This is a genomic window from Providencia sp. PROV272 (assembly GCF_049901975.1).
Lineage (GTDB): Bacteria > Pseudomonadota > Gammaproteobacteria > Enterobacterales > Enterobacteriaceae > Providencia > Providencia stuartii.
In genome coordinates, this window is the sequence record NZ_CP096291.1 from 737,636 (window position 1) to 761,132 (window position 23,497).

The following is a 23,497-nucleotide window of genomic DNA, read 5'->3' on the forward strand; positions in this document are numbered from 1 at the left end:
GATTGCCTAATCAAGTAAATAAGCGAAAATGACTACCCTTGCCGACTATTTTCAACAAGTTAGTAAAACGATTAATAATACAAACTTCACATGAAAGTGCAGGGAGTTTATCAAAACTCATCCAAGGTTGCAGGTGAAAATTGGATAACTTTACACTCCAGCACACAATAAGCGGTTTACAGCTTGTCCGGTCTATGTTGCAATCCTGACTATCTCTGATTTTAATAGAATTACCGATAAAAATAATATACTCAATGGAAGCTCAACAATTTTCGCTCGCCGTGCTTAATTGGTATCACCAATATGGCCGGAAAACTTTGCCGTGGCAAAAAGAAAAAACGTCATACCATGTCTGGCTCTCGGAAGTCATGCTACAACAAACTCAAGTCAGTACGGTTATTCCCTATTTCGAAAAATTTATTCGCCGTTTTCCCGATGTAAAAGACCTCGCGAATGCCCCCTTAGATGAAGTATTACATCTATGGACGGGGCTGGGCTATTACGCACGCGCTCGCAATTTGCATAAGGCCGCAAAAGTCATAGCAGAACGTTTCAATGGGCAGTTTCCAACTACATTCGATGATGTTGTGGCCCTTCCTGGTGTTGGTCGCTCTACAGCAGGCGCTATTTTGTCGTTATCACAACAACAGCACTATCCAATATTAGATGGTAATGTTAAACGCGTGCTCGCTCGCTGCTATGCCGTCGAAGGATGGCCAGGGAAAAAAGAGGTCGAAAATCGCTTATGGGATATCAGTACTGAGGTTACCCCTAAAGAAGGCGTCCAGTTCTTTAATCAGGCTATGATGGATTTAGGTGCTATGGTATGCACCCGTAGTAAACCGAAATGCGAACTTTGCCCCCTGCATTTAGGTTGCATAGCCTATGCTAACCACTCATGGCAGGATTACCCCGGTAAAAAGCCGAAACAAAAGATCCCTGAAAAGACAGCTTGGTTTCTAATTATGCAGCAAGGCGATCTCGTTTGGCTTGAACAGCGACCACCTTCAGGTATTTGGGGAGGGCTATTTGCCTTCCCTCAATTTGAAACCCAAGAGCAAATGAATGCGTGGCTTTCTCAATCCGGTATTCAACATGATACGCCAGAACAATTAATTGCGTTTCGCCACACATTCAGCCATTTTCATCTGGATATTATTCCTGTTAAAGTTAATATTCAGGCATTTACTTCAGCCATGGATGAAGGTAAAGGACTTTGGTATAACTTAAATCTCGGTGCAACAATCGGCCTCGCTGCGCCGGTTGAAAGCTTACTTCAACAGCTTGCCGTGCCGCCTGATATTCTGAGGAAAAAATAATGAGTAGAACAATTTTTTGTACTTTTTTACAACGTGACGCTGAGGGGCAAGATTTTCAGCTCTATCCGGGTGAGCTAGGAAAGCGCATTTTTAATGAGATTTCGAAAGAGGCTTGGGGTCAGTGGATGGCAAAACAAACCATGCTGATTAATGAGAAAAAGCTCAATACCATGAACCCTGATGACCGTAAAATGCTAGAGCAAGAAATGGTTAAGTTCCTATTTGAGGGACACGATATTCATATCGACGGCTACACACCTGAAAAATAATTGATTGGTCTACCTATCTTAGGTAGACCATGAGCTTGAATACTGTGGAATGTATGAAAAAACTGTTAGCCTTAACGCTGCTGGTGCCTCTTCTTATCTCCTGCTCCAGCAATAAAGAGTCTGATTTTAATCCTAACTATGTGAAAGACACCAATGGGTTCGATATCCTTATGGGGCAATTTGCCCACAATATCGAAAATATCTGGGGGATCAAAGAAGTTCTCATTGCAGGCCCTAAAGATTATGTTAAGTATACCGATGAGTATCGTACCCGTAGTCATATCAACTTTGATGCTGGGACGATTACAGTAGAAACCATCTCCGCCGTAGAGCCTTCAGAACATTTGAAAAAGGCTATCATCACTACCCTATTAATGGGTGATGACCCAAACTCTATCGATTTGTATTCTGATATTAATGATATACCTCACAGCCAAGAGCCTTTTCTATTTGGGCAGGTATTAGATAACACAGGTGAACCCATTCGTTGGGAATGGCGCGCAAATAAATACGCTGAATACCTTGTTAATAATAAGTTGCAGCGCCGGCAATCAGGTATGAATGTCATTTGGTCTGTGACCATGCAACTGGTTCCTAACCACCTTGATAAACGCGCTCATAAGTACCTTCCTTTTATCAGGAAGGCATCGGCTAAATATGGGGTTGATGAGTCACTTATTTTAGCCATTATGCAAATCGAATCGAGCTTTAACCCTTACGCGGTAAGTCGTTCCGATGCGTTAGGCTTGATGCAAATCATGCCAAATACCGCGGGTAAAGATGTTTTCCGTTCGCAAGGTAAGTCAGGGGTTCCGAGCCGTAGTTACCTTTTCGATCCGGAAAAAAATATTGATACGGGAACTGCTTATTTGGCAATTTTACAAAATAGCTATTTAGGTGATATTCAAAACCCAGTGTCACGCCGTTATGCCGTAATAACCGCTTATAACGGTGGTGCTGGTAGCGTCCTTAGAGTCTTCCACAGCGATAAAAAAGTGGCTGCACAGAAGATCAATCAGCTCGCCCCTGGCGAAGTTTATCAAACGCTATCAACAAAGCATCCTGCTGCCGAATCGCGTAATTATCTGATAAAAGTCGATAAGGCTCAGAAGAATTACCGTCTCTAAAGGCGATTAATATTAGTACAAAAAGCACTCGTTTCAGTATATAACTGGCGAGTGTTTTTTATTTTATCGTCTTTTTATTAGCCTTACTGTTCAATAATCAGCTAACCTGTTGAAAAAAAGCGCATACGAAATAAAGTTTTTCGAATGTTCCTTGACTCCAACTGTGAAATCAGGTTTAATACGCCTCGTTGCCCGGATAGCTCAGTCGGTAGAGCAGGGGATTGAAAATCCCCGTGTCCTTGGTTCGATTCCGAGTCCGGGCACCATCTTTCCTTTCGGAAATGGTGTAACCGTTTCCCTAGCACGGTCGCTGGAAGTGAGATCTCCAACGCTCGGTTAAAACTTGAATTTCAGTTGTAATCACGTTCATGACTTCTCACGTGGTTGACAATGATTTATCAAGTAAGGGTGTTTTCCTAGAACACCCTTCTCAATCAAATCCAGCTTATACACAAAGTTGATAAAATAGTCAACTTTGTGTAAATGTTTTTTATTTATATCACATCCTCTGTCTTTTTGATGCTAGCCTTGTAAGTTCACCACCTAATCCCATTGTTAAAAACTCACCTAACTCATTCTCCAAGATCCTGACTGTACTGTATGCATCCAGAGCAATATATTCCATAGTTGAAGAGAGACTACGGTGTCCTAACATCTGTTTCGTCAATTGCATATTACGTTCAGGATGTTTCATTAATGTCGTCGCCAGTGTATGTCTGAAACGATGGGGACTGACATGAAATCCACATTCCTTTGATAAACGACGGAAAAAAGAACGTATCGTCTGACTGAGTGGAGTTTCAGAGCGGGATAGTCGTTTATGATAAAGACGATGAACATCAAACAAAATATCGTTTTTATCCGCCCCGTGACAACGCATTTCCTCAACCAAGGGCGCCAGTAAACAACGTAGTGGCTGAACAAAAGCAATCTGATATTCCCGGTGATTTTTACTGCTTTCACTGCGCAATGTGATCGTACACTCCTCAAAATCCAGATCGCCAATATGCAGGTTAATCAGCTGGTTAAAACGAATAGCCGTCAGCCTCAGCGTTTCCAGCACAGCAAACCAGAATCGAGTGGGATAAACCGCACATGCCTGAAAGTGAGCCTGATCAGGTGGCAGCATATTTTCCTGTTGCTGAAATTGTTCCAGAATACGATAAATCGTTCTCAGTTGTGATTGTGTATAGACTTTTTTCTGTTTTTCACCCGGTTCAATTTGTGTTTCTGAGAACGGGTTTTCTTTAAGTGAAACAATCCCTTTTTTGATCCAATAATTATACAGAGACTGCATATGCCTGGTTTTTGTGTTCCATGTCCGTTCCCGGACTTTCTGAATATTCAGCTCATTTCTTCGCCATCTCAGCACATGCTCATGTGTCACTTCATCCGGTAGCGGTAACGCATTTTCACAAACTCCGCAATAACGCAGAAAAAGACGTACCATCTTACGGTATGTTTTCTCCGTATCCGGCCGTAATACTTTATTGTAAAAGTAATTACTCAGCATTTGCTCCCATACATCCACTTTCTGCTGATGTTCATCAGAACTGTGATTATCTTTCATAAACACCTCCTGCTTTTAACTTCCGACAATACGAATAAACAATGATTCCTCCGGCATATTCATGCCAAAAATCTGACGTCCTTTAATCATGTAACCATTGATTTTTTTATGGGATAACGTAATTAATGTTTTGTTATCACTCAGCGGATTCAGTTTTTCACCATAAATTCGAGCCCTGAAATGCCCTGTTTGTCGGGTATCATGACGAATAATCCGGTGCAATTTAAGGGATTCAAAAGAAGAAATAATATGGCCGATATCATCCGGATTTTTACCCGCCTCCTGTATGTACTGATAAAAAACAGCCGGACTCTGGCAAAACAAATACTCCATGACACAGTGAACCTTCGCATCCGGCGTATTTATTGCCAGTTTTCCGCCCAATAATCCGGACTTAAACCACGCCCAGAAAGCCTCTCCTTCATTTTTTATACTCAGACAGTTTTCGCGCTGTTCATCCTTCTCATCACGATTGCCCGTCTGAGTATCAGATAAGATTTCCGGCATTAAACCTGATAATTCAAGTGCATATTTCATATCCTCAGATAACGGAGGAGACATATCTGAGACAGTTTTTTCATCAGCAGAATCAAGTGCCCCATGGACAACCGCACCTTCTGCTTCTGCAACTACCATTAGCGGTATATCGCAGTGAATTCCGTTCTCTGTTTTTTCTGAAGTAACAGACTCCGGAGGCAATACAGATGTTACAGACGGAGTTTCAGGTTGTGGCTTTTGCGCCAATTCAGCAGGCGCCAATGACGCGATATCATTCTCCGGCTGCCCTGATAGCACTGAAGACGAAGCATCAGGCGCTGACATAGAAACAACGGAAGAAAATGCCGGCAATGCACCGGCGGGGAACGCAGCCAGAGCCTCATTCAGCACACGCTGTAAATCATTATCACCGTTTACCGGCTCGGTCACCACGTCAGACAACGCCTGAAGCGCCTTTGGTGTACCCGACAACCAGTGGATTACCTTCTCCGGTAATAGCCGGAAAGCCATCATGGCCCCCGTCGTCCGGCGAAAATGCGTCATATCCGGCACCGGCTCATGAAAGCGAAAACGATACGGTACGGTGGGCGCACTCATCCCCGGCTGCCACGCCGACAGGCTGTTCAGTTGTCCCTCAAACTGTGCCGTTAACGGTAACCAGTAAAACAGTCCGGTATAAAAAACACACACATTCCAGGCGCTGAACTGACGGCTCTGCTCTTCCGACGGAAGCCCGCGGGGCAGCATCTCTTTCTGGGACATCCGCATACACCAGGCTGTCGTATTCAGCGTTAAATCCAGCAATCCCCCTTCGCCGGCATATTTCCCGGTTTTTGATGCCGGCACACACTGAAGTCGTTCTGCCAGCGTCTGCAAAGGAGACAGGCAAAGTGCCCGGTACTGGTTATCCGGTAACGCTACCACCCGGCTGATTTGCTGTAACCAGTTTTGCCGCTGCGGTGTGGTCAGCAATACGTCAGCTGCCTGCGGTAAATAAAAGCCGTCACTGTCACGGATAAATAATGGCCTTTCCTGCGTGTTTCCCGGGGAAACACGCAATGTTTTCTCTTCCGCTTTCCGGGAAAGCGATTTACGAAACCACGGTAACATCGGTGTTACTGCCTCTTTAATTCGGTAAAAACAACAACGCAACATTAAATAAAACATAAATTATTTTAATATCAGGATAAGAATAAATAATAAATGCACCTTATTTTCATTACGTTAACTCATCCACAAAAATAATTCCGGCAACAAAACAGAAGATTACATGAATAATGTTTTATTATTCTGTCTCTGTCTGTTTCTGCTGCCAGGCACGGATGGCCTTTTCATACGCGTCCGCATTCACATGCTCCCGGGTCATTCCGCATTGCAGAATATTTTCCCGACCTGACCAGAAGCCCGCATTTCTGTTTCTTTCCACCAACTGACATTCCGTCAGGTAATAACGCCCCCACTCAGCCTGGCGCTGTTCATCCCAGACCAGGAAAACGCCCACAACCAGAATCAGTGGCAACAAAAGTCCGGCTGTGACAAAAAAAGGAAACAGAATTTCATTCCAAAAATCCTGAGCCCACTCCCTCACACCCTGCCCAAATTCACATCTCATCACACTCTCCCCCATCTCATTCAATGACGGCATCACGATAACAATGCGGGAATAAAACAAAAGCCGAAATTAGTTTTCCGAAAAAAATAAAAAAACCCGGTATCACTACCGGGTTTTCAGTCAGTTAAATCAGTACGGAAACCTCACCCTCCGTAATGTGGCAATGAATCAAGAATATAGTCCGGTCCCGTCACATCCTGGAAACCGTCCTCATTCTCTTCATCACTGAACTCAATCTCATCAGATTCATGGTCGGTTAACCGGCCATGGTCATACTCGCTGTATCCGCAGAAACCACAGCCTTCTTCGGCATAGACATGACGGACCTGACAGCGGAAACGCGCAGACAGAGCACACAAAACCGCTGCTGACGGCGGCCCCCACGGAGTATCAAACTCTGCGGATAACTCCGTCGCATACCCGCCATCAATACAGTGAAAACCACTGCCGTTCGGCCATTTCACACCATAACGGCACTGATAAAGGTGATATGTACTGTTACCGGGGGCAAACGCCTGCCAGCGCGCCTGCCGCCAGATGACCTCCGGTGTTTTCCATAAACAGCCGTTAAAACCGTGTAATTCAGCCGCAAGGCTGGTCGGTAACAGAGTCCGCATATCCATCGGTATGGCTTCTCCGGTACTGCGAAGGTACTGAATATCCTCCCAGGCTGTCGCCACCCGGCTCTCATCCTCTCCGGTAAACCGGTTAAGCCAGTCAAAACTGCTTCCCGATAACAACGGGGACAGTCTCGCTTTCTGCGTCGCCGTCAGCGAGTCCCAGGAATGGTACGCCCCGCCTTCAGATAACCACATCTGATACCACTGATGGATTTGCTGACAACATGACGGTGTCAAATCCGGTGCAGTCATCAGCAGGTCAACCCAGTGCGTGAAAGCCGTGTTTCCCGGGGAAACAGGCCCGGTTGCACCGTATGAAGTCAGTTCCGGTAACGGCGGAAAAGACAGCGGTCTGACCGGTTTCAGTATCCCCGCGCAGCCGGCCAGCAACAAATGCAGACTTTGTGCTATCGCCGTCTGCCAGGCGGGTATCCCATCATCCGCATATATCCAGTGTTTAAGAGCCGGCATATCCGCCGCGTTGTGTAAGGTGATGTCAAGTCGGTTCGAGCACCAGTTTGGCATGATGATGTCCTCTTTTCAGAATAAAAAAGAGGGCTTATCCCGTGAGGAACAAGCCCTCACGGGAAAGATGTCAGTCGTTAATCGTTAAGGATTATCCGGCATGACATCCGGGTTAATGGCACCGCTCAGCTGAGCCTGTGCAAGTAAGGCATCGCTGTCACTGACATACGGGGATGCCGGCAGATAACAGGATGCATTCAGTTTATCCAGGTGGTACTTATCCACCAGACGGTTGACCACCGATACCGGCGATATCCCGAGTTCAATCATCCGGGACACCTCAGCATCATCGGACAATCCGGTATCACTCAGCGTAATGCCGTAATGCACTTGCAGTAACTGATGTACCAGTAACTGAAAGCGGATAATGGTCATTTTGTTCATCGCAGTCTCCTACGCGGCCTGTCGGGATGCGGCCACATTCAGTAAAAACTCACAGGCCTGGCGGGCCTGCCCGGCGGCCCGGAACAACGCTTTTTTGTCCGATTTCAGTACCCGCAGCCAGCTGTCAAGATAGCTTTCATGGTTCACTTCTCCCTCGACGCTTAACTGCGCACAAAGAAAAGCGCTGCCCATTTCCGCAACCAGCTCCTCAAAACTGTACAGCGGGTCACCAAACTTCAGGGACGATGAGGTGATGCCTTCACGGGCCAGCCTGGACGGATGACCGGTACTGTGCACCAACTCATGCAGTAAGGTGGCCTGGTAATCGGCATTCCGGTCAAACTGTGACGACAGCGGCATCACAATCCGGTCCTGTGACGGACTGTAATACGCCCGGTTCTGCGCCGCACTGGTCACCTTCACGCCGCTGGCATTCAGGATATCCAGCACCCGGTGCGTGGCCGGCAGGGTTATCCCTGCTGTCTCCTCTCCGGGTAGTCGCCGGTTTTCGTAAAAATGCGCCGGCAGGTCATCACACTGGGCTATGTTAAATAACGGATTCGCCTTTATCATCGGCACCTCCGTCATCACCACCTCACCGTGTTCATCCCGCAGCAGCTCACCGTGACGGTCTTTTGCCGGCACCTTCACCGGTTTGAATATCACAGTATTCGTCGCCATTTCGCCTTTACGGACATGGCCACCCAGTTGCTGTGCCTGACGGTAAGTCAGCCAGATATCGTAACCAAAGCCCTGCTCCGCCGCCGACAACCATAACAGCAGCACATTTATCCCCTGGTAGGAATGACCGGTCAGGGCGTTCACCGGAAAACCGGTGCCTGTCCCTTCCGACGGCCGCCATGGTCGTTTCCACGGACGGGTGCCTTTTTCCAGCGCGGCCACAATACGGTCAGTCACTTCCTGATAAATATCGCGAACCGGCTTATCCGCTGCCGGACGGCGTTTACGGTCAGATTTTTTCATCGGAATACCCTCAATAAAAAAGGTGTATCCCGTCCTGACGGTGAGATACACCATCAGGTGAAAAAACAATATGGTTAATTTTCAACCGGCGTTTCCAGTGGAAACACTGATTAAAATGTGTTCAGTGCTTCCCGGGGAAACACCTTACCTGATTACCACCAGGCCACAAAAAACAGTGACTCTGCGTCAAAGTCAAACGTCTCCGTTATCTCTGACAGCCAGCGTCTGACGCCTTCCACATCAGCCCAGTACGCCTCATCATAAGCCGTTGAACCAAAGAAAAAGCCCTCAGTGGTCGGGAACCGTGTCTGACAGTTTTCCGGTGTCAGTGCCTGCAAGTCCTGCTGTAAAGCCCGCAGATGGGCCTCTGTCACCAGCACCTTTTCACAGTTCTCAAAAGCCCCGATATGGTCATGCACCCACTTAAACAGCGCATTAACCTTACGGAAATACCCGACTTCAATATCGCCGTCGCTGTCCGCTTCTGCGTAACGTGAGGCGGGTATCCGGCTTTTGTCTGTACCACGCTTTTCACTGGCATAAAAGTAAATATCGAGTCCCTTCTGCTCAGCATCTCTGACACACGATAACGCACACGCCAGCGTGTCCCAGTTGATCCCCAGCTCCGCATCAAAATGATGTGCAACATGCGTTAATGTTGCCCGTGTCTCTGCCGGACAAGCCGTTTCATCAACATAGGTAACATCATCGGGGAACCACATCTCACACAAGACGAATGCCTCCGGATTGCAGCGGGATAAATCCGCTATCAGTTCCCGTATCGTACAGGCTCTGGCCATTATCCTGCCTCCGGTAAACCTATCCCTTCCGGTAACGTCAGGATAAGATAAGGAAATACCTGACTGACATAGTCCAGCACCGGCTGCCAGTCCCGGATATCCCCGTCAGAAGAGACCGAAAAATATCCCGGGCACAGGTTGTACAACAACAGTAATGCCGCGACTACAAACACGTCATAGGGTTTGTATGCTGTCTTGCAGAAATCCCAGTAGTCCTCTACGGGGATTTCGCGCTGAACAATAAACGTCTCATGATTCATGTCATCAGCCGCATTACCGTTAAAACAAAGCGCCTCACCGTCGTCGGTGAATAATGAGCCATCATTCAGCCGTTTTTCCTCCAGGCCATCACACAACACAATAGGTTTATCTGGGTATCCGCCGCAAATCTGCTCTGCGGATATGGGATTGGCCAGATAGTGGTGATAGAGCTTGTCCAGATGTTCACGGAAGTTCTGCCACATCAGGGGGTCAACGCTTTGTTTTTGTGTAAAATAATGTGTATATCCCATGTGATAAATCCTCATTCTGATTAAAAAAATGGCGGATTCATCTCCTGACGGAAATCAATCCGCCGGGCGGGGTCATAACAAAAAGTCAATGGTGCTATCAGTACAACAAATCAGCGACACCAGGCATAACGCACCTGTGCCAGCTGGTATGTCAGTGCAAATCCGGCACGGGAGGCCGCTTTTATGGAACAAAATGTCCTGCTGTCCAGCGAGGTTATCAACGAATGAAAGCGGTATTCTTTCGAATGCGCGCCCAGACGTACAGTAATGCGGATCCTGAACTGCCGGGGATTCACTTTCACCACCGTCGCACGGTAAGCGCGCCGGCCGGTTCGGTTACTTATCCACGGTAATTCACCGGGTATCCCTGACGAAACAAACGGTATACGGTCATAAAAACGGTACAGCCGTTGCATGATCAGACTCAGAAATGAAAACGGTTTGTTTTCTGGCAGTAAAACAGACATGTGTGTTTCTCCGGTAAAAAAAGACGGAGAAACGTCCACCTGACGGGGAGTTTCCCCGTCGGGTAGGTAAGTAAAAAAAGAATGAATGCCGGCAAATCAGTCGCTCAGTTCGATACCGACAAGGTATTCATCAGCCATCTCCATTGCCATCCATTCACTGACGGTCTCATCCAAGCCGGCTTCACAGCCTTTCTGCCAGATCACTGCATCAATCCGCTGACCGATATCCGGTAAACGGCGAAGCAGACATGCCGGCCAGGGTCTCATCAGACCATCCGCACGCCACAGTAATAATCTGCCGTAAGCAAATCCGGCATCATAAAGCGTACACTTCATCAGCGAAATGGAATGAGGGCGGTTTTGCTCACCGGCATACCTTTCAGCCAGTTTCAAATCAGCCTCAACATTTCGCAGTGTCCGGGCTTCCTCAACCAGCCACATCAGCCATTCCCAACTCCGGGAATAGCGACAGACGTGATCGGCCACAAAGAACAGTCCGCGGGTAATGCCATAAATCATGGTTATCAAACCTGATCAGTAAATGGAAGCAGCCCCATTTCAGGGTAGCTGACTGACACCTGTGAGTCCGTTAAATCAGTCGGTTACATGCTTTTCATTTTCGTGTTGCAGGCAGCAGCGGTAACCCCAGCGCCAGGCTTCATTCCAGATTTCCGGATCGAGCCGCTCAGCGATGACTGTCAGCCGGTGAAGCAAAAATGCGGGGGCACCGGTTTGCGAGTCCATAGTAAATCAGGGCGCCAAAACGAAATGCCGTTGTATACAAATCAAGCTCAATAAACGGCAGTTCTCTGTAATCTCCGCTCTGATACATCCGTTTTTCGTCCAAACGTATCACCTCCAGTTCTTCTGCGGTGATTTTCAGCATCCGGGCATCATTAGCAACGGCCTTCAGTTGCTGAGAAACACGGGAATGCGGAAATAAATAACTGGCAATACCAGACATTACGTGGGCAACACCATAATTCAATGTAAAAAGAGTCATAAGGGCTATCCTCAGATAAGGGAATACAGCCCTCACGGGATGTTTTCCCGTATGGGTCATAAAATCAGTGAATGTCCGCCGTTAAGCACCAAACATCAGCGCTTCAACCGGATCTTCAAACTGTGCATTTTTGATCGCATCGTTGTAGATACGGCGAAAGTCAGACGCATAAGGCGTTTGCTCAGCCGCTTTCCAGACAGCGCGGACCATTTTCTCAAGATGTGGACGGGTAAAATCAGCCTCCACAGATAACGCGCCCAGTTGCTCTGCAACGGCACTGATTATCCAGAAGTTTGGCGGAAAATTATCTTCGTCCGGGTGCTCGCCAATATCCAGACGGACAAAAGCAAGAACCATGTCGAGCTCACCTGAGAGGTGATGCAGTTGCGTGAGAGAGTGCAGATCGTCAAAAAAAGACGATTCCGGAAATGTAGATACCTTCATTGAATTTCTCCTGAAAAAACGGAGAAATTCCCTGATGACGGGTGATTTCCCCGTCAGCGGGCAGGTTATATGAAGCGTTGCGTAAAAATAATCCTGATGATAACGCTATTCTGTTATCACCCTCCGTCGATTTCAAGGACGAACGGAGTTCTGTCATCGCCCGTAGGCTCCCGTCTCAGATGACCCGAGGATTGGCAGTGGCAATCACCCGTAGGCGTTCCTCTCAGATTGCCGGAACATTGGCATTGTTGTCACCCGTAGGCGCTTCTCTCAGACAACCGAAGCATTGGCAAGTTGCATTACGCAACGAGATAAGCAGATTCATTTTTAGCCGTTTTTTTATCTTTGTCAATCCTGCCCATTCAGGATTTTTACCACTTCTCTGATCACCCGTACTCCCCCTTTACGGGTAATATGTATTCCATCATCAGTTCGTACAGTTTCATTATGAATAACAGATTGCCATTGCGTTCCTAATATATGAGGCTGATTAATATCCAGATAATGAATATTTAATAACATCGCACTGTGTTTAATTATATGCCGGGTATGTATTAAATAACGTTCATGTTCCGGATTTTTTAAATGTGGTGGAGATATCCAGACAATTGTCGCTAACGGATTTTCACTTTGAATTTCAGCAATGAATTGAAATACCAGACTGTAATATTTCAGCCATTCATCCGAACCATATTGAACAAAATCATTTGTTCCGAGACTAATAATCACATTATCAAACTCCCGCAAATCGAAATTATTCACGAAAGCGATCCAATCTTTTTTACTTTTATTTATTAACCCCGAACCGGAAACATATTCTGTTTTTATTTTTTCATCCAAAACATATTTTGCTGACATTTCATAAACAGCCGTTAATGAATCACCTAAAAATAACGTCTTCGCCATTAACGGAAAACAAAAAGCAAAATTAATAAACAAAATAATTAAACAGACTTTCATTTTTATCTTATTCCTCAATATCTCCTTTCTGACTATAAACCCGTTTAATATAATCGCCACGACCGTCACCATGCCCTAAATCCATGGAGGTTAATGCATAGGCTTCCTTTTGACTGAATCCCTGACTGAGATAATATTTTTCAACATCCTGAGCATAGGCATACCGTAAACCATGATTTGATTCTTCGTGAATAAATCCGCCTATCCGTCGCATCACATTAATATAACGATCTTTGGCAGAATGTAATGACGGACGATTAATTAAATAACCGTTATGTTTATCCGCATATTCAATGGCTTTATTAATTAATGTTAATACACGGGCTTTATCCGGCACTAATGCTTCACGGGGTCTGCCTCCTTTTGTCCCAAAAACCACATGAACGCGATCTTTACCGTTTTTAAGCGCCTGTTGCCAGGTCCGTAATGATTTTACTGACTGCACGGCTTCTTCATTTCTCAATCCCAGACTACGGGATAACTGCATAGTTAATGCCACCCCCTGATCATAAGGCTCAATCCGAGCGAGCGCTTCGTGAAAGCGCTCGTCCGATATCGCGGTACGGGTGCCAGCCCTGCTGGCACCTGAAAGCCCCAGCGCCTCATTACTGAGGCGCTCATGTTTAGGGTCAGCCAGTTTATGACGTCCGGCAACACGAAATATCGCCCGGATAGCCGACATTTCGTTTTGACAGCTGCGTAAACTGATATTCTGTTCTCTGCGGGCATGGATATACATTTCAATATAGCGGGATTTCAGTTGCTCAACAGATCGTATCTGAATATTCAACCCGGCCAGCTCTGCCGCAACCCGTTCTGCAATTTTGACCCGGTCTGCAATGGTTTTAAAGCTCCCTCCGGCCTGACGTGCAAGGATATGCATTTCACGGGACAGGGCTTTTGCTCTTCTGGACATTCTCTGATTCTCCGCCTCTTTCGCTCTCAACTGGTTACCTTTTCCCGGCGCGACGGTTTTATATTGCGCATCCTGCGACCTGACAGATACCTGAGCACCGGGGCGATAAAAGGTTGAGTTGTTGAGAGGTATCAAATCAGTTCTCTGAACTGTTTGCGGTCATCAGACCGGCCCCCGTTATCAGGGCACCTCCGTCCGTCAGTTTCCTGACGTCGCCTTGGTATCGTGTCGTTTTTTCTCCTTTTTTCATAATGTTATACGTTTTTATCATCATATAAACGTTGAGCGTTGAAAGACTTTCAGCCGTTCTGAGCAATGCATTACATGTCTGTCAGATTGTCAGTTTTGCTGTAAGACCAGTATTGAAGCGTTCTGAGCGTATGCACTTGCGTGCGTCACTTTGTCTTCGTTTCACTTGACGAAAGTGACGCACGCCCATCATTCTGCTGCTCAATGTATTGCTCCGAAGATGCCGCTTTCCAAAGCTGCGCAATGGAAACGCGTCATACCGGGCATACAAAGGTTGCAGAAAGCAGGACGTATTCGTCAGAACACATCAGAAGAGGCAGATACACGTTATCGCATACTCTGCTTTTTTGTGGATATCCGGGTGACCGGATAGCTGTGACATGGTCACTGAAGTGCAGTTAATCCTGATGATAACGCTATTCTGTTATCACCCTCCGTCGATTTCAAGGACGAACGGAGTTCTGTCATCGCCCGTAGGCCCTCGTCTCAGATGACCCGAGGATTGGCAGTGGCAATCACCCGTAGGCGTTCCTCTCAGATTGCCGGATTGGCATTGTTGTCACCCGTAGGCGCTTCTCTCAGACAACCGAAGCATTGGCAATGTTGCATTAAGCAACGGTGTAACGTGGTAAATTTAATCAAACTTTCTTTTTTCGTCAATACCCGATAAAGAAAAAGGAGAATATTTTACATCCTCCTTTTTCTCTTTATTAAATATCCCCTTGTTGGTTCTTCATCGTATTAATAATCAATGCCATCTTTAATCACGAAAACTCAACAATCAGATATGTTTTTATTTGGATTTATCATAAACATCCCAAACAGGCGGTTTATTTTTCATAGAGTCAACAGAAACACGTAAGAAGGGCATATTAGTTTTAAATGTTAAAATAAAATCCAAGGACATTCTATTACAAACAGAAAAAAAACGTTTTTGTTCTTCATCAGTAAAATTTTTTTGTTTTGGGAATATAAATAAACTCCCTAAACTAACCTGACAATGTATATAACATTTCTCACCAAACCAGCTCACTAACTTATCATGATATTTTTTTCAGTAATCGTAGTCAAATATTCTTTTCTGTAAAATTTAATACCTCTCTCGATCATTAACCAAAAGAAACTTTCTTTATTCTCAGAATAAAAATTATTACAATCCCCATTACCTTCCAAAGCATCATTGTCATTTTTTTTATTATATAAACATCCTTTGTTACCATTTAATGTTGTTTTTCTCCTTGAGTATTGCTTCCTTATTTTACTGAACCAACCCCTCCTCCTCCACAAATATCCCGCCCCTATTAAGACCACAAACCAAAAAATAAAATTCATATTATCATCTCCTATATACAAGGACTCGGATACATATTAAAAACTTACTTAAACTGACATAAAAAATCAAATTCAATAAATCCATCCAGATGAAAGAATAAGATTTTTATATGAAGGCAACAAAAAAGTTATACACATACCCACCGCCACCATCAGGGCCGATGCCCTGTACGCTCCCGTTTACCCGATTGCTTGTTGGCATCGGGTTGCACTGGCTTGGTGACCGTGGATATGTGCATAACTCACAAGATGTAGACAATGATTAAAAATCGACCTAAAATTGTATTAACGATAGACGACAAGCATGAGATAAATCAGACTCACTGATTACCGGAGGGGGAAATGAGTGATAAAACAGCCGCTTCCAGAGGAGAACGCTGGGGCATAAAAGCAGCTTATAAAGCAAAATGGCTAATCAAAAAATTGAAGGCTTTCGATAAGAACTGTGTGGCAAGCGCCAAAAGCAAAAATATGCCGGGTTGGCTGGGGCATATTCCACTGGTATCTATAACTCTCGCAGTCATCGCGTTACTGGCTTATTTCAGTTTGTACATCCTATTTACCTTTGGAGCGTTGGTGATTTTATTTTCTGTAATAGAACACATTGATATTTCTTCAGGAAATAACATTCAATCCACTGATAACAATAATGAATGGCAATCCAATCTCGTTGGCAATAGTGACGACTTTAGAAATGGCAACCAAGGTTTTGGATATTATATGAACGGAATAAATATTGACGAAGATTAGCCAGCCACAAAACTAAATTTTGCAGCTGGCTTCAAAATATTATTAGTTAACTTTTTTAGAAATAGCTTGTTCTGCTAACTGTCCTCCTTTCCCCCCCGCACTATGCGCAGGTGAAGTCGCGTTAGATGTCATATTACCTAGCTCGGACCCAACTTTAGCTCCAGCCCAACCAAATGCTGTCAACCACAACGCCGGCAACACCAAAAACATCGTTCCCATTACCAGGTTCATAATGACATCATCAGACGTGTTCTGAAGCCCGTTCATATTCCACTGACTGTGCGTATCGGAATTATACAGTGCCTCCATCATCCAGCTGTCTATCCAGCGTGCCAGCTCCCACCAGAATGTCAGAAAGTTCAGCGCAAATATCACAAACGTCACCGTTATCGCCGTCTTAAATTCATACGCCGAAAACATCAGCACCATCGGGATCATGATATACACCGCCATTAACATCAGCCCCTGCACCATCGGTAAGGACTGTCGCATCGTATCAAAGGCAGGGAATGCCCCCAGTGACGCCAGCGAAGTCCCGGCTACCCCTCCCATTCTGGCCAGCTCATTCATCACCGTCATATCCGCATTACCCCCGTATCCCCGGTATACCCGGCCGCCGGAGACATCCAGATTCGCCGGACTCACCAGCCGGCGGACGATGGCCTCCTCAAACTCTTTCGAGTTTTTATTAATCAGCTTCATCGCCGCCCGGGCACGCAGCCACATCCCTTCATCGGTCTGCTCTTTGACAAGTTTCAGTAACCCTGCATTCGCATCATTCCACCACTGATAACAGGTCGGGTAACCGTTGCCGTTGACATTCGCATACCCGTCATCCCGGTCGGCATCCCAGGGAAAGCCCGCCCGCGGTGTCCGTGACTGGATCTGATGATATTCCCCTTTCATAAAGGTGGCCGAGCCTATCCAGGTGATATCCTGTAACGTTTTTTCATCCTGTGTTTTTCCCTGATCTTTCGCTTTCCAGTCATACAGGGCACGTGAGTAACAGTCATCCGTAAAATCCTGAAGTGCGGCAGCCAGCGCCGGATTTTTAATGTTGCTGTGCTGCACCTCAAAACGCACCTGACGCAAATCCGGCCGGCACGGAATGCTGGCCACCGCCGCCTGAGTCACCCCTTTCGACAGCTTATGTACCAGCATCCACCACAGCGGGATTTTGGCTGTCTGATTATCCAGTGACGACACCACGCCGCTGTAACCGGATTCCGCCGGCTTCACCGGGGTCCAGGTGCCGCAGGTTTTGGTCCGGCTGGTATCAAATTGCAGGGTACTGACACTCACCTCCATCAACGGCACACAACAAAACAGGATCACCACAAAGGCGCCGTAAAGCGCGTTCTCGATACGCACAATTGCCAGTGAACCTTTGTTACCCTCATCCTCCCCCTCTTCCCGCACTTTCAGCCAGATCCCCAGCACTTTAAAGACCAGCGGCAGCGCAAACAGCCCGGTGCTGGTCAGTACCGACCACAATCCGTTATTCACCACCCAGGCCAGCAGCGTGAGAAAATACTCGAGATAACTGTTTGTCATCATAAGCCGTCACCTCCCGCCCAGACTGACCATTCACTCACCGCCACAAAGGCGGCCATCGCCAGCCCGCTGCGCTTCAGACTGCGCCGGGCCGTCTCACTGACTTTCGGGTGGTGATACAGTTTCCATAATCCAACCGCCACGGCTCCGTACAACACACACCGCCAGACCAGCCAGAACCAGCGGGCACGGTAAAACGCCCGGCGCAGACTGTCCGCCTCACCGTAATAACTCAGCCCCAGCTGAGCCACCGCCAGCAACACCACCATACTGAGCAGGGTCAGCCCGGTTACTTTCAGCACCGGCCATAACCGGCGCCCGGTTTTTCCTTTCGTCATTTAACGTCCTCCGGTGTCACTGTTTTGCTCCAGTCCCTGTACACGCACATCCGTATTATCTGGGGTCTGGGTGGCAGGGTTCACCTGTGTCCGTTGCTGATCACGCTCAATCACCGTCAGCATCGCGTTATTGGCAATGGATTTACGCACTTCCATTTCCGTTTGCAGCATCCCGATTTCGCGATCCAGCTGGTCAACCGACTGGTTACCGATCTCCTGGGCTTTCGGAAAATTACCGGCATTCGGCTCCCCCTGGCCGGTGATCAGCATCCGGCGCATCGTCAGCGCCAGCTCCATCGTGTCCGCCATCGCCAGCTCACCGGCCAGACGCTGTGTTAATGCCGTTTTATCCGGATCCCGGCGCAGCGCTTCAATCACCCCCCGGGAGACCGTCAGGCTGCCGGTTTTCAGTTTCGCCAACTCTGCCGCCCCGACCGCGCCCCGGCTGTTCACCAGTTTATGCAGCTGTTCCAAATTTTCCCGGGTGGTGGTCTCCAGCACCGGTGCCAGCCCGGTTCCTGGCTGGGAACTGCCCGGTTGCTCCGCCTCACCGCCGCTCTGACAATCCGCCGGATTGGTGCAGGTGCGGACCGATTTGCTGCCCAGCACCTGTGTGACCACCTGAGCGGCTTCCTCACTGTTGGCAAAGCGCCTGCAAGCGGCTCCGTTACACTGGCCGGCCGGCACCGGGGCCGTACTGGTTGCCGGCAGACCGTTCATGATATTAAAGCCGGCCTGTGCAAAATCCTGCGCCGGCTGAATCGCAGGCTGACCAACCCCACCGCGCTGTTTCCCGCCTATCCATACAACCCCTTTATCGCCACTGCTTTGCTGAATTTGCTGGTCAGTTTTTACCGCATCCCCGTCACTGTTATTGATGATATTCTTTGCTTCTTCGAGGATCGCCGCCTGCGTCCACTGATTATTTTCTGAAAAGTCCATCATCCGTTTAGCCATGTTCTGACAGTTCAGCTGCGCCTTATCAAACGCCACATTAGCCTGCAACACCCCGTTGGTCAGCATTTCATACAGGCCGGGATTCGCCCGCTGGATAGCCATCGCCGGCAGACTGGCCACCGCCCCGGTGGCATTCTGGATCACCTCACTCATCAGATTCTTAAAGCCGGCCGTCACCCCGTTCAGCTGGTTGCCCACCGTGGTTTTGATATCAAAATTGCCGCACATCAGATCACTGTTCCAGCCCATGCTCATCCCCAGACGTTGCAGATTACTGCGCCCCGGCGGCTGGGATAACACCGTGCCGCCGCCCAGGTTGTAGTACAGTTTGTCGGAGACCGCGCCGGAAACATTTGCGCCGTAGCCGATATCATTCGCACCGGCAGAAAAATCCAGCCCGGCCCGGACAGAAAATGCCGGTACACTGCATAACACCATCAGTGTCAGCGCCGGCGGAAAAAACGTGTGTCGTTTTGCTTTCATCATCTTAAAATCCCTGCTTAAAACGTTGTGCTGTACAGAAATTTTTGCCCCATGCGCTTGCAGCAGCTGTACGGCTGCCACAATGCCCAGGCATAATTACCGTCCTGTGCCTGTGCTCCGCCCTCATCCGGAAACACCGCACAGCTGTTTTTCAGCCCCGGCGACAGGCGCTGCCATTTATGGTTTTTTGTCCCGGTATTCTCCGTCACCGCGTCCGGCGGCCAATAGCCATCCCGGCGGTTGCCTTTCAGGGGCACATAGGTATGCGCCTGCCCGGTGCGGGTCATAATATCTGCCACGCGCTGCGCCACCACAGCCGCCGCTTTATCCCCGTCCTGCTGGTTGACAAAACCGCTGCGCGGATAGAGATTTCCCCACATGTTGCCCCGGCTCTGCCCCCCGATTTCCCGTTTCCCGGGAATTATCGCTTCCGGATACGCCATTTCCGGCACACCGAGCCGCCACGGCACACTGTCGAGCGTGCTCAGGTAATAAGGAAACAGCGGTGTGGCTGCGCTGTCACAGGAATACCCCGGAATACTGCCGCCGATAAGGGTGGTTGCCGGATGACCGATAGCATCCGCATAAAAAAAGTGCAGGGCGGTTTTACGTTTTGCCTCAAACTTCTGTTCACTGTTTCCGCCCCCGGCAGATACCCCGCTCAGCACGCCGGTCACGGCATTTTCAATCCCGCCGGCCGCCCCGCTGACCAGTGACATTTCCCGCCACGGGTTTTCACCCGGGGCATGGTAGGCCGAGACCACCGCCTGCGGAATAAAATGTGACACCCGGACAGATGTCCGGATACGGCAGCCGCCCCAGCCACACTTCAGCCAGTAGCAAATCCCGCTGATACGCCAGCTGATACACGACGGTGAGGCCGCAGAAGCGACCAGAGTGGCGGTACTCAGACTGGCTTCCGCCACCGGCACCAGTGAACAACCGAGTAACAAAGCCCCCGCCAGACGCCGGCGATGTGATTGTCGGGTCATGGTTGACCTCCTCCTTCCTGTTGTTCCCGGTACTGCTGTATCTGCGTCACCGCCTGTGCAATATCGGTGGTGCCGTAAACCACCCACTGCGCATCAACGACGACCGCCGGCAGAGATGACACCCCCAGCTGCCAGGCCTGAACCACGCCCTGATAAGCCTGCCGTAATGCCGTTTCTCTGGCCTGCCAGGCCGGACTTTGTAACAGGGCGGTGATGTGCGGGGCATCCGCTTCACTCAGTTCCGTCCCCGGCTGAAGCAGGGCCTCATCCAGCAGGCGTTCAGGCGCATCCAGATACACCACCTCAAACGGGATGTCCGTCTGCGGCAGAGCGTCATCCTGCGTGGTATACAGCACCACTGCCGCCCCGGCGGTCAACGGCAGGCATGACAGCGACAGCATCAGCAATCCGGAAAGAGATAAAAATCGTTTTTTCATTCGGTCAGTCCTCACAAACGAACGGTGAGAGAAGAAAAGCGCATCAAAACCCGCCGGTGACCGGCGGGTTTTCACCGGTTACCAGCCCACCGCAAACCCGGCGCCGATACTGGTATCGCCGCCGTTATTCCATGACGCATTCAGGCGCACATTGGTATTGGCCGTCGGCTTATACTGCACCCCGGTGGCTATCGCCTGTGCATCACGGTAATGCCCCATCGCCATCCCGAACGAAAAACGCTCACTGTTCACATACGGAATGGAAGATATTGCGGTCACCCCGGCAATCCCCGCATTGGCCCGTTTCTCCACCTGACTGATTTTATTGTCCAGCTGACTGAAACGCTGGTCGGTATACTGCCGGGCATTGTCCAGCACCGTGTGGGTCACCTGCCCGAACGTCTCATCGGTATAGCGGTTTGCGGCCGCCAGGGTCTGTTCCTCCCCCTCAATACGGGCCTGCTGCTCTTCCGTAATCCGCTTGTTTATCTTCGCCTCACTGTACTGAATGCTCACATCGGTGTAGTCCATGGCCTGTTTCAGCGTCTGCTTATCGCCGGCAATACGCGCATCCCGCTCCTCATCCAGTTGCCCTTTGTTGACCGCATCCGTTTTTGCAATGCCGGCCGCCACATGCGTCAGAAAACGTTCCTGACCTTCACGGCCGACGGACACGCTGTTATCCCGGTCAGCCAGGCTGCCGTCCCCCAGTGCCACACTGTTTTTCGCCAGCGCCCGGGCATCCACACTCAGTGCCACGGATTTTTCGCCCAGCGCCAGACTCTTATCCCCGACCGCAACAGCCTGTTTACCCTGACTCAGCGTACTCTGCGCCTCATTCAGGGCTTTATCCGCCGCCTGATATTCCGCCTGTTTCTGCGCCAGTTCGGCTTTCACCTTCTCCAGATCCCGGATGTTTTCCAGCTCGGATTGCGTCGGACGCAAATCAGACAACTTTGTATCCAGCGCGGAGAGATCCTTTTCCAGCCGGGAGAGTTGCGTTTCTGCCTGCTTCAGTGCCTGATCGGTGACGGCTTTTTCCGCCGATAACTGCTGTTTCAGCTGTGTGGCCTGTGACGACATGGCCTGTGTGTGACTGAGCGCATTGTCCTGAAGGTACTGATCCACTTTTTGTTTCAGCGCCTCCGGGTTGGTATTCAGCCCGACGGTGTTATCCCGGGGACGGCTTTCCAGTACCAGCAGTTGCTGTAACTCTTTGGCATAATCCGGGCTGTCCGGCGATAAACTGTTGACCTTATCCAGCTGGATCAGGTAGTTCAGCTGATTCTCATAGCGGGTGAAAATACCGCTGACCATCTGATTAAAGGTGCCTTCATCGATGTTATCCAGATACAGCTCTGACAGGATCTGCTTCCCGGCCTCTGTCACCCCGGTGAGCCCCTGCTCAATTTGCTGCCGGGCATTTTTCTGATAAGCCTGATACAGATTCTTTTTCCCGTCCGCAGAGGTGATCAGGGCGATTTTGGCCAGCTCTTCCTGATAACCGGCAACGCCCTTCAGGGCCGCGGTATTCAGGTGTAAACGGGATAATTGTTTCTTCTGCTCGCTGTCCGTGACCGCATCCGACCACAGCATCGCTTTATCACTGTGGCCGGCACTCAGTACCGGGGACAGGGCCACACCCTGATAGTTGGTCGTAATCTGAGAACCGGTTTTCTCTTTGATGGTTTCATTAACCAGAGCACTTCTGGTTTTCGCTTCAATATAGGCATTAACATAACTGACATAAAACTGCGTGTCATTACTGACCGACGTATCCTGCTCAACCCGTTTTTTCACTTCCTGAGCCAGACGGTCAGCCTGCCCCTGCTGCCACAACGCCACAAAATTCTCATCCACAATCTGTGAAACCGCCCCCAGATTGCGTTCATAAATCTGTGCCATCCGGTCAGCGACCTGCTGTGCCTGTGTCACCTGCTGCTGTTGCGCGGTACGCTGACCCGCCAGGGTCTCCTGTTGCTGCAACAACGGTTTCATCGCTTCCTGACGCTCCAGAATATTGCTGTTCGCCAGCGATTTACTGTCAAACAGGGCCTGCGTCTGCATGTACTGCTCATGCGCCTGCGCCCTGTTCTGCAACAGGGCATTCTGGGCTTTCATCGCCGCCTGCGCCTGTTCCGCCGTCATATTGTTCCCCAGCGCCATACTGCCCTCACCGACAGCCGTACTGTGCTGCCCCGTGGCCACGGCCGTGTCCCCCAGTGACACGTTTTTGGCCTGTAAAGCGCAGGAATAACTGACAACCAGCGACAAAAGCGTTACTTTAACTCCCGTCGTTTTCATGACGTCATGTTTCCTCTTTTTAACATACCCAATGAAGCGGCCGGGTAAGCCGTGCTGCAACACGGTTTACCCACTCCCTGCTCCACCCGTT

The 23,497-nt window shown here is 48.9% G+C and carries 26 protein-coding genes and 1 tRNA gene; 5 read left to right on the forward strand and 22 right to left on the reverse strand.

What is annotated here, in order from left to right:
- Nucleotides 1–254 precede the first annotated feature (254 nt).
- From mutY to M1E93_RS03250, 4 genes are all read left to right on the forward strand, one after another.
- Nucleotides 255–1,319 (forward strand): A/G-specific adenine glycosylase, encoded by a 1,065-nt coding sequence (mutY, locus tag M1E93_RS03235; RefSeq protein WP_053110098.1) that lies wholly within the window; start codon nucleotides 255–257, stop codon nucleotides 1,317–1,319.
- Entirely contained in the window at nucleotides 1,319–1,588 is a 270-nt protein-coding gene (locus M1E93_RS03240; protein ID WP_004923284.1) for an oxidative damage protection protein, read from the forward strand. The genes mutY and M1E93_RS03240 overlap by 1 nt, the downstream gene beginning before the upstream one ends.
- A gap of 53 nt (nucleotides 1,589–1,641) precedes the next feature.
- Nucleotides 1,642–2,715 (forward strand): membrane-bound lytic murein transglycosylase MltC, encoded by a 1,074-nt coding sequence (gene mltC / locus M1E93_RS03245; RefSeq protein ID WP_004923287.1) that lies wholly within the window; start codon nucleotides 1,642–1,644, stop codon nucleotides 2,713–2,715.
- Nucleotides 2,716–2,905: 190 nt separating this feature from the next.
- Nucleotides 2,906–2,981 (forward strand) — tRNA-Phe (locus tag M1E93_RS03250).
- A gap of 233 nt (nucleotides 2,982–3,214) precedes the next feature.
- Here the strand turns inward: M1E93_RS03250 and M1E93_RS03255 are convergent.
- From M1E93_RS03255 to M1E93_RS03330, 16 genes are all read right to left on the reverse strand, one after another.
- Nucleotides 3,215–4,285: a tyrosine-type recombinase/integrase gene (locus M1E93_RS03255; RefSeq protein ID WP_000654298.1), complete on the reverse strand. Its 1,071-nt coding sequence runs from the start codon at nucleotides 4,283–4,285 to the stop codon at nucleotides 3,215–3,217.
- Nucleotides 4,286–4,300: 15 nt separating this feature from the next.
- Nucleotides 4,301–5,950 (reverse strand): TraI domain-containing protein, encoded by a 1,650-nt coding sequence (locus M1E93_RS03260; RefSeq protein WP_223302950.1) that lies wholly within the window; start codon nucleotides 5,948–5,950, stop codon nucleotides 4,301–4,303.
- 118 nt (nucleotides 5,951–6,068) lie between these two features.
- Nucleotides 6,069–6,395: a hypothetical protein gene (locus tag M1E93_RS03265; protein WP_012368427.1), complete on the reverse strand. Its 327-nt coding sequence runs from the start codon at nucleotides 6,393–6,395 to the stop codon at nucleotides 6,069–6,071.
- Between the two features lie 143 nt (nucleotides 6,396–6,538).
- Nucleotides 6,539–7,540, reverse strand: a complete 1,002-nt coding sequence (locus tag M1E93_RS03270; protein WP_004245726.1) for a DUF1281 domain-containing protein — start codon at nucleotides 7,538–7,540, stop codon at nucleotides 6,539–6,541.
- Between the two features lie 84 nt (nucleotides 7,541–7,624).
- A complete protein-coding gene (locus M1E93_RS03275) occupies nucleotides 7,625–7,924 on the reverse strand; it encodes a TA system toxin CbtA family protein (RefSeq protein ID WP_001038587.1) in 300 nt (99 codons plus the stop codon).
- A 9-nt stretch (nucleotides 7,925–7,933) separates the two neighbouring features.
- Nucleotides 7,934–8,908, reverse strand: a complete 975-nt coding sequence (locus M1E93_RS03280; protein WP_012368428.1) for an ArdC family protein — start codon at nucleotides 8,906–8,908, stop codon at nucleotides 7,934–7,936.
- 152 nt (nucleotides 8,909–9,060) lie between these two features.
- On the reverse strand, nucleotides 9,061–9,630 hold the full coding sequence (locus tag M1E93_RS03285; protein ID WP_228725837.1) for a hypothetical protein: 570 nt from the start codon (nucleotides 9,628–9,630) through the stop codon (nucleotides 9,061–9,063).
- Between the two features lie 77 nt (nucleotides 9,631–9,707).
- Nucleotides 9,708–10,220 (reverse strand): hypothetical protein, encoded by a 513-nt coding sequence (locus M1E93_RS03290; protein ID WP_000542402.1) that lies wholly within the window; start codon nucleotides 10,218–10,220, stop codon nucleotides 9,708–9,710.
- 110 nt (nucleotides 10,221–10,330) lie between these two features.
- Nucleotides 10,331–10,687: a hypothetical protein gene (locus tag M1E93_RS03295; RefSeq protein WP_004239684.1), complete on the reverse strand. Its 357-nt coding sequence runs from the start codon at nucleotides 10,685–10,687 to the stop codon at nucleotides 10,331–10,333.
- Nucleotides 10,688–10,783: 96 nt separating this feature from the next.
- Nucleotides 10,784–10,954, reverse strand: a complete 171-nt coding sequence (locus M1E93_RS03300; RefSeq protein WP_223302951.1) for a hypothetical protein — start codon at nucleotides 10,952–10,954, stop codon at nucleotides 10,784–10,786.
- A gap of 418 nt (nucleotides 10,955–11,372) precedes the next feature.
- Complete coding sequence (locus M1E93_RS03305) at nucleotides 11,373–11,690, reverse strand: hypothetical protein (RefSeq protein WP_000171971.1); 318 nt, start codon at nucleotides 11,688–11,690, stop codon at nucleotides 11,373–11,375.
- Between the two features lie 81 nt (nucleotides 11,691–11,771).
- Nucleotides 11,772–12,134 carry a hypothetical protein gene (locus M1E93_RS03310; RefSeq protein ID WP_004245735.1) on the reverse strand — a complete coding sequence of 121 codons (363 nt, stop codon included), beginning with the start codon at nucleotides 12,132–12,134 and terminating at the stop codon, nucleotides 11,772–11,774.
- Nucleotides 12,135–12,482: 348 nt separating this feature from the next.
- Complete coding sequence (locus M1E93_RS03315) at nucleotides 12,483–13,094, reverse strand: SGNH/GDSL hydrolase family protein (protein ID WP_000861660.1); 612 nt, start codon at nucleotides 13,092–13,094, stop codon at nucleotides 12,483–12,485.
- A gap of 7 nt (nucleotides 13,095–13,101) precedes the next feature.
- Entirely contained in the window at nucleotides 13,102–14,010 is a 909-nt protein-coding gene (locus M1E93_RS03320) for an integrase domain-containing protein (RefSeq protein ID WP_004239692.1), read from the reverse strand.
- A 1,042-nt stretch (nucleotides 14,011–15,052) separates the two neighbouring features.
- Nucleotides 15,053–15,292, reverse strand: coding sequence for a hypothetical protein (locus M1E93_RS03325; protein WP_004245739.1), 240 nt, complete (start codon nucleotides 15,290–15,292; stop codon nucleotides 15,053–15,055).
- Nucleotides 15,292–15,591 (reverse strand): hypothetical protein, encoded by a 300-nt coding sequence (locus tag M1E93_RS03330; RefSeq protein ID WP_004245740.1) that lies wholly within the window; start codon nucleotides 15,589–15,591, stop codon nucleotides 15,292–15,294. The genes M1E93_RS03325 and M1E93_RS03330 overlap by 1 nt, the downstream gene beginning before the upstream one ends.
- 342 nt (nucleotides 15,592–15,933) lie before the next feature.
- Between M1E93_RS03330 and M1E93_RS03335 the strand changes: the two genes are divergently transcribed.
- Complete coding sequence (locus tag M1E93_RS03335) at nucleotides 15,934–16,341, forward strand: DUF3742 family protein (protein WP_004239694.1); 408 nt, start codon at nucleotides 15,934–15,936, stop codon at nucleotides 16,339–16,341.
- A gap of 42 nt (nucleotides 16,342–16,383) precedes the next feature.
- On the opposite strand, the gene M1E93_RS03340 is transcribed toward M1E93_RS03335, so the two are convergent.
- The 6 genes from M1E93_RS03340 to taaP all read right to left on the reverse strand — a co-directional run bounded on the left by M1E93_RS03340 (nucleotide 16,384) and on the right by taaP (nucleotide 23,406).
- Complete coding sequence (locus M1E93_RS03340) at nucleotides 16,384–17,898, reverse strand: conjugal transfer protein TraG N-terminal domain-containing protein (protein WP_000988923.1); 1,515 nt, start codon at nucleotides 17,896–17,898, stop codon at nucleotides 16,384–16,386.
- Nucleotides 17,895–18,233: a hypothetical protein gene (locus tag M1E93_RS03345; RefSeq protein WP_000160224.1), complete on the reverse strand. Its 339-nt coding sequence runs from the start codon at nucleotides 18,231–18,233 to the stop codon at nucleotides 17,895–17,897. The genes M1E93_RS03340 and M1E93_RS03345 overlap by 4 nt, the downstream gene beginning before the upstream one ends.
- Entirely contained in the window at nucleotides 18,234–19,676 is a 1,443-nt protein-coding gene (locus tag M1E93_RS03350; protein WP_004239696.1) for an integrating conjugative element protein, read from the reverse strand.
- Nucleotides 19,677–19,690: 14 nt separating this feature from the next.
- Nucleotides 19,691–20,665 carry a TIGR03756 family integrating conjugative element protein gene (locus M1E93_RS03355; protein ID WP_012368435.1) on the reverse strand — a complete coding sequence of 325 codons (975 nt, stop codon included), beginning with the start codon at nucleotides 20,663–20,665 and terminating at the stop codon, nucleotides 19,691–19,693.
- Complete coding sequence (locus M1E93_RS03360) at nucleotides 20,662–21,102, reverse strand: TIGR03757 family integrating conjugative element protein (RefSeq protein WP_004239699.1); 441 nt, start codon at nucleotides 21,100–21,102, stop codon at nucleotides 20,662–20,664. The genes M1E93_RS03355 and M1E93_RS03360 overlap by 4 nt, the downstream gene beginning before the upstream one ends.
- A 78-nt stretch (nucleotides 21,103–21,180) precedes the next feature.
- Nucleotides 21,181–23,406, reverse strand: coding sequence for a trimeric autotransporter adhesin TaaP (gene taaP / locus M1E93_RS03365; protein WP_004239700.1), 2,226 nt, complete (start codon nucleotides 23,404–23,406; stop codon nucleotides 21,181–21,183).
- Nucleotides 23,407–23,497: the final 91 nt, after the last annotated feature.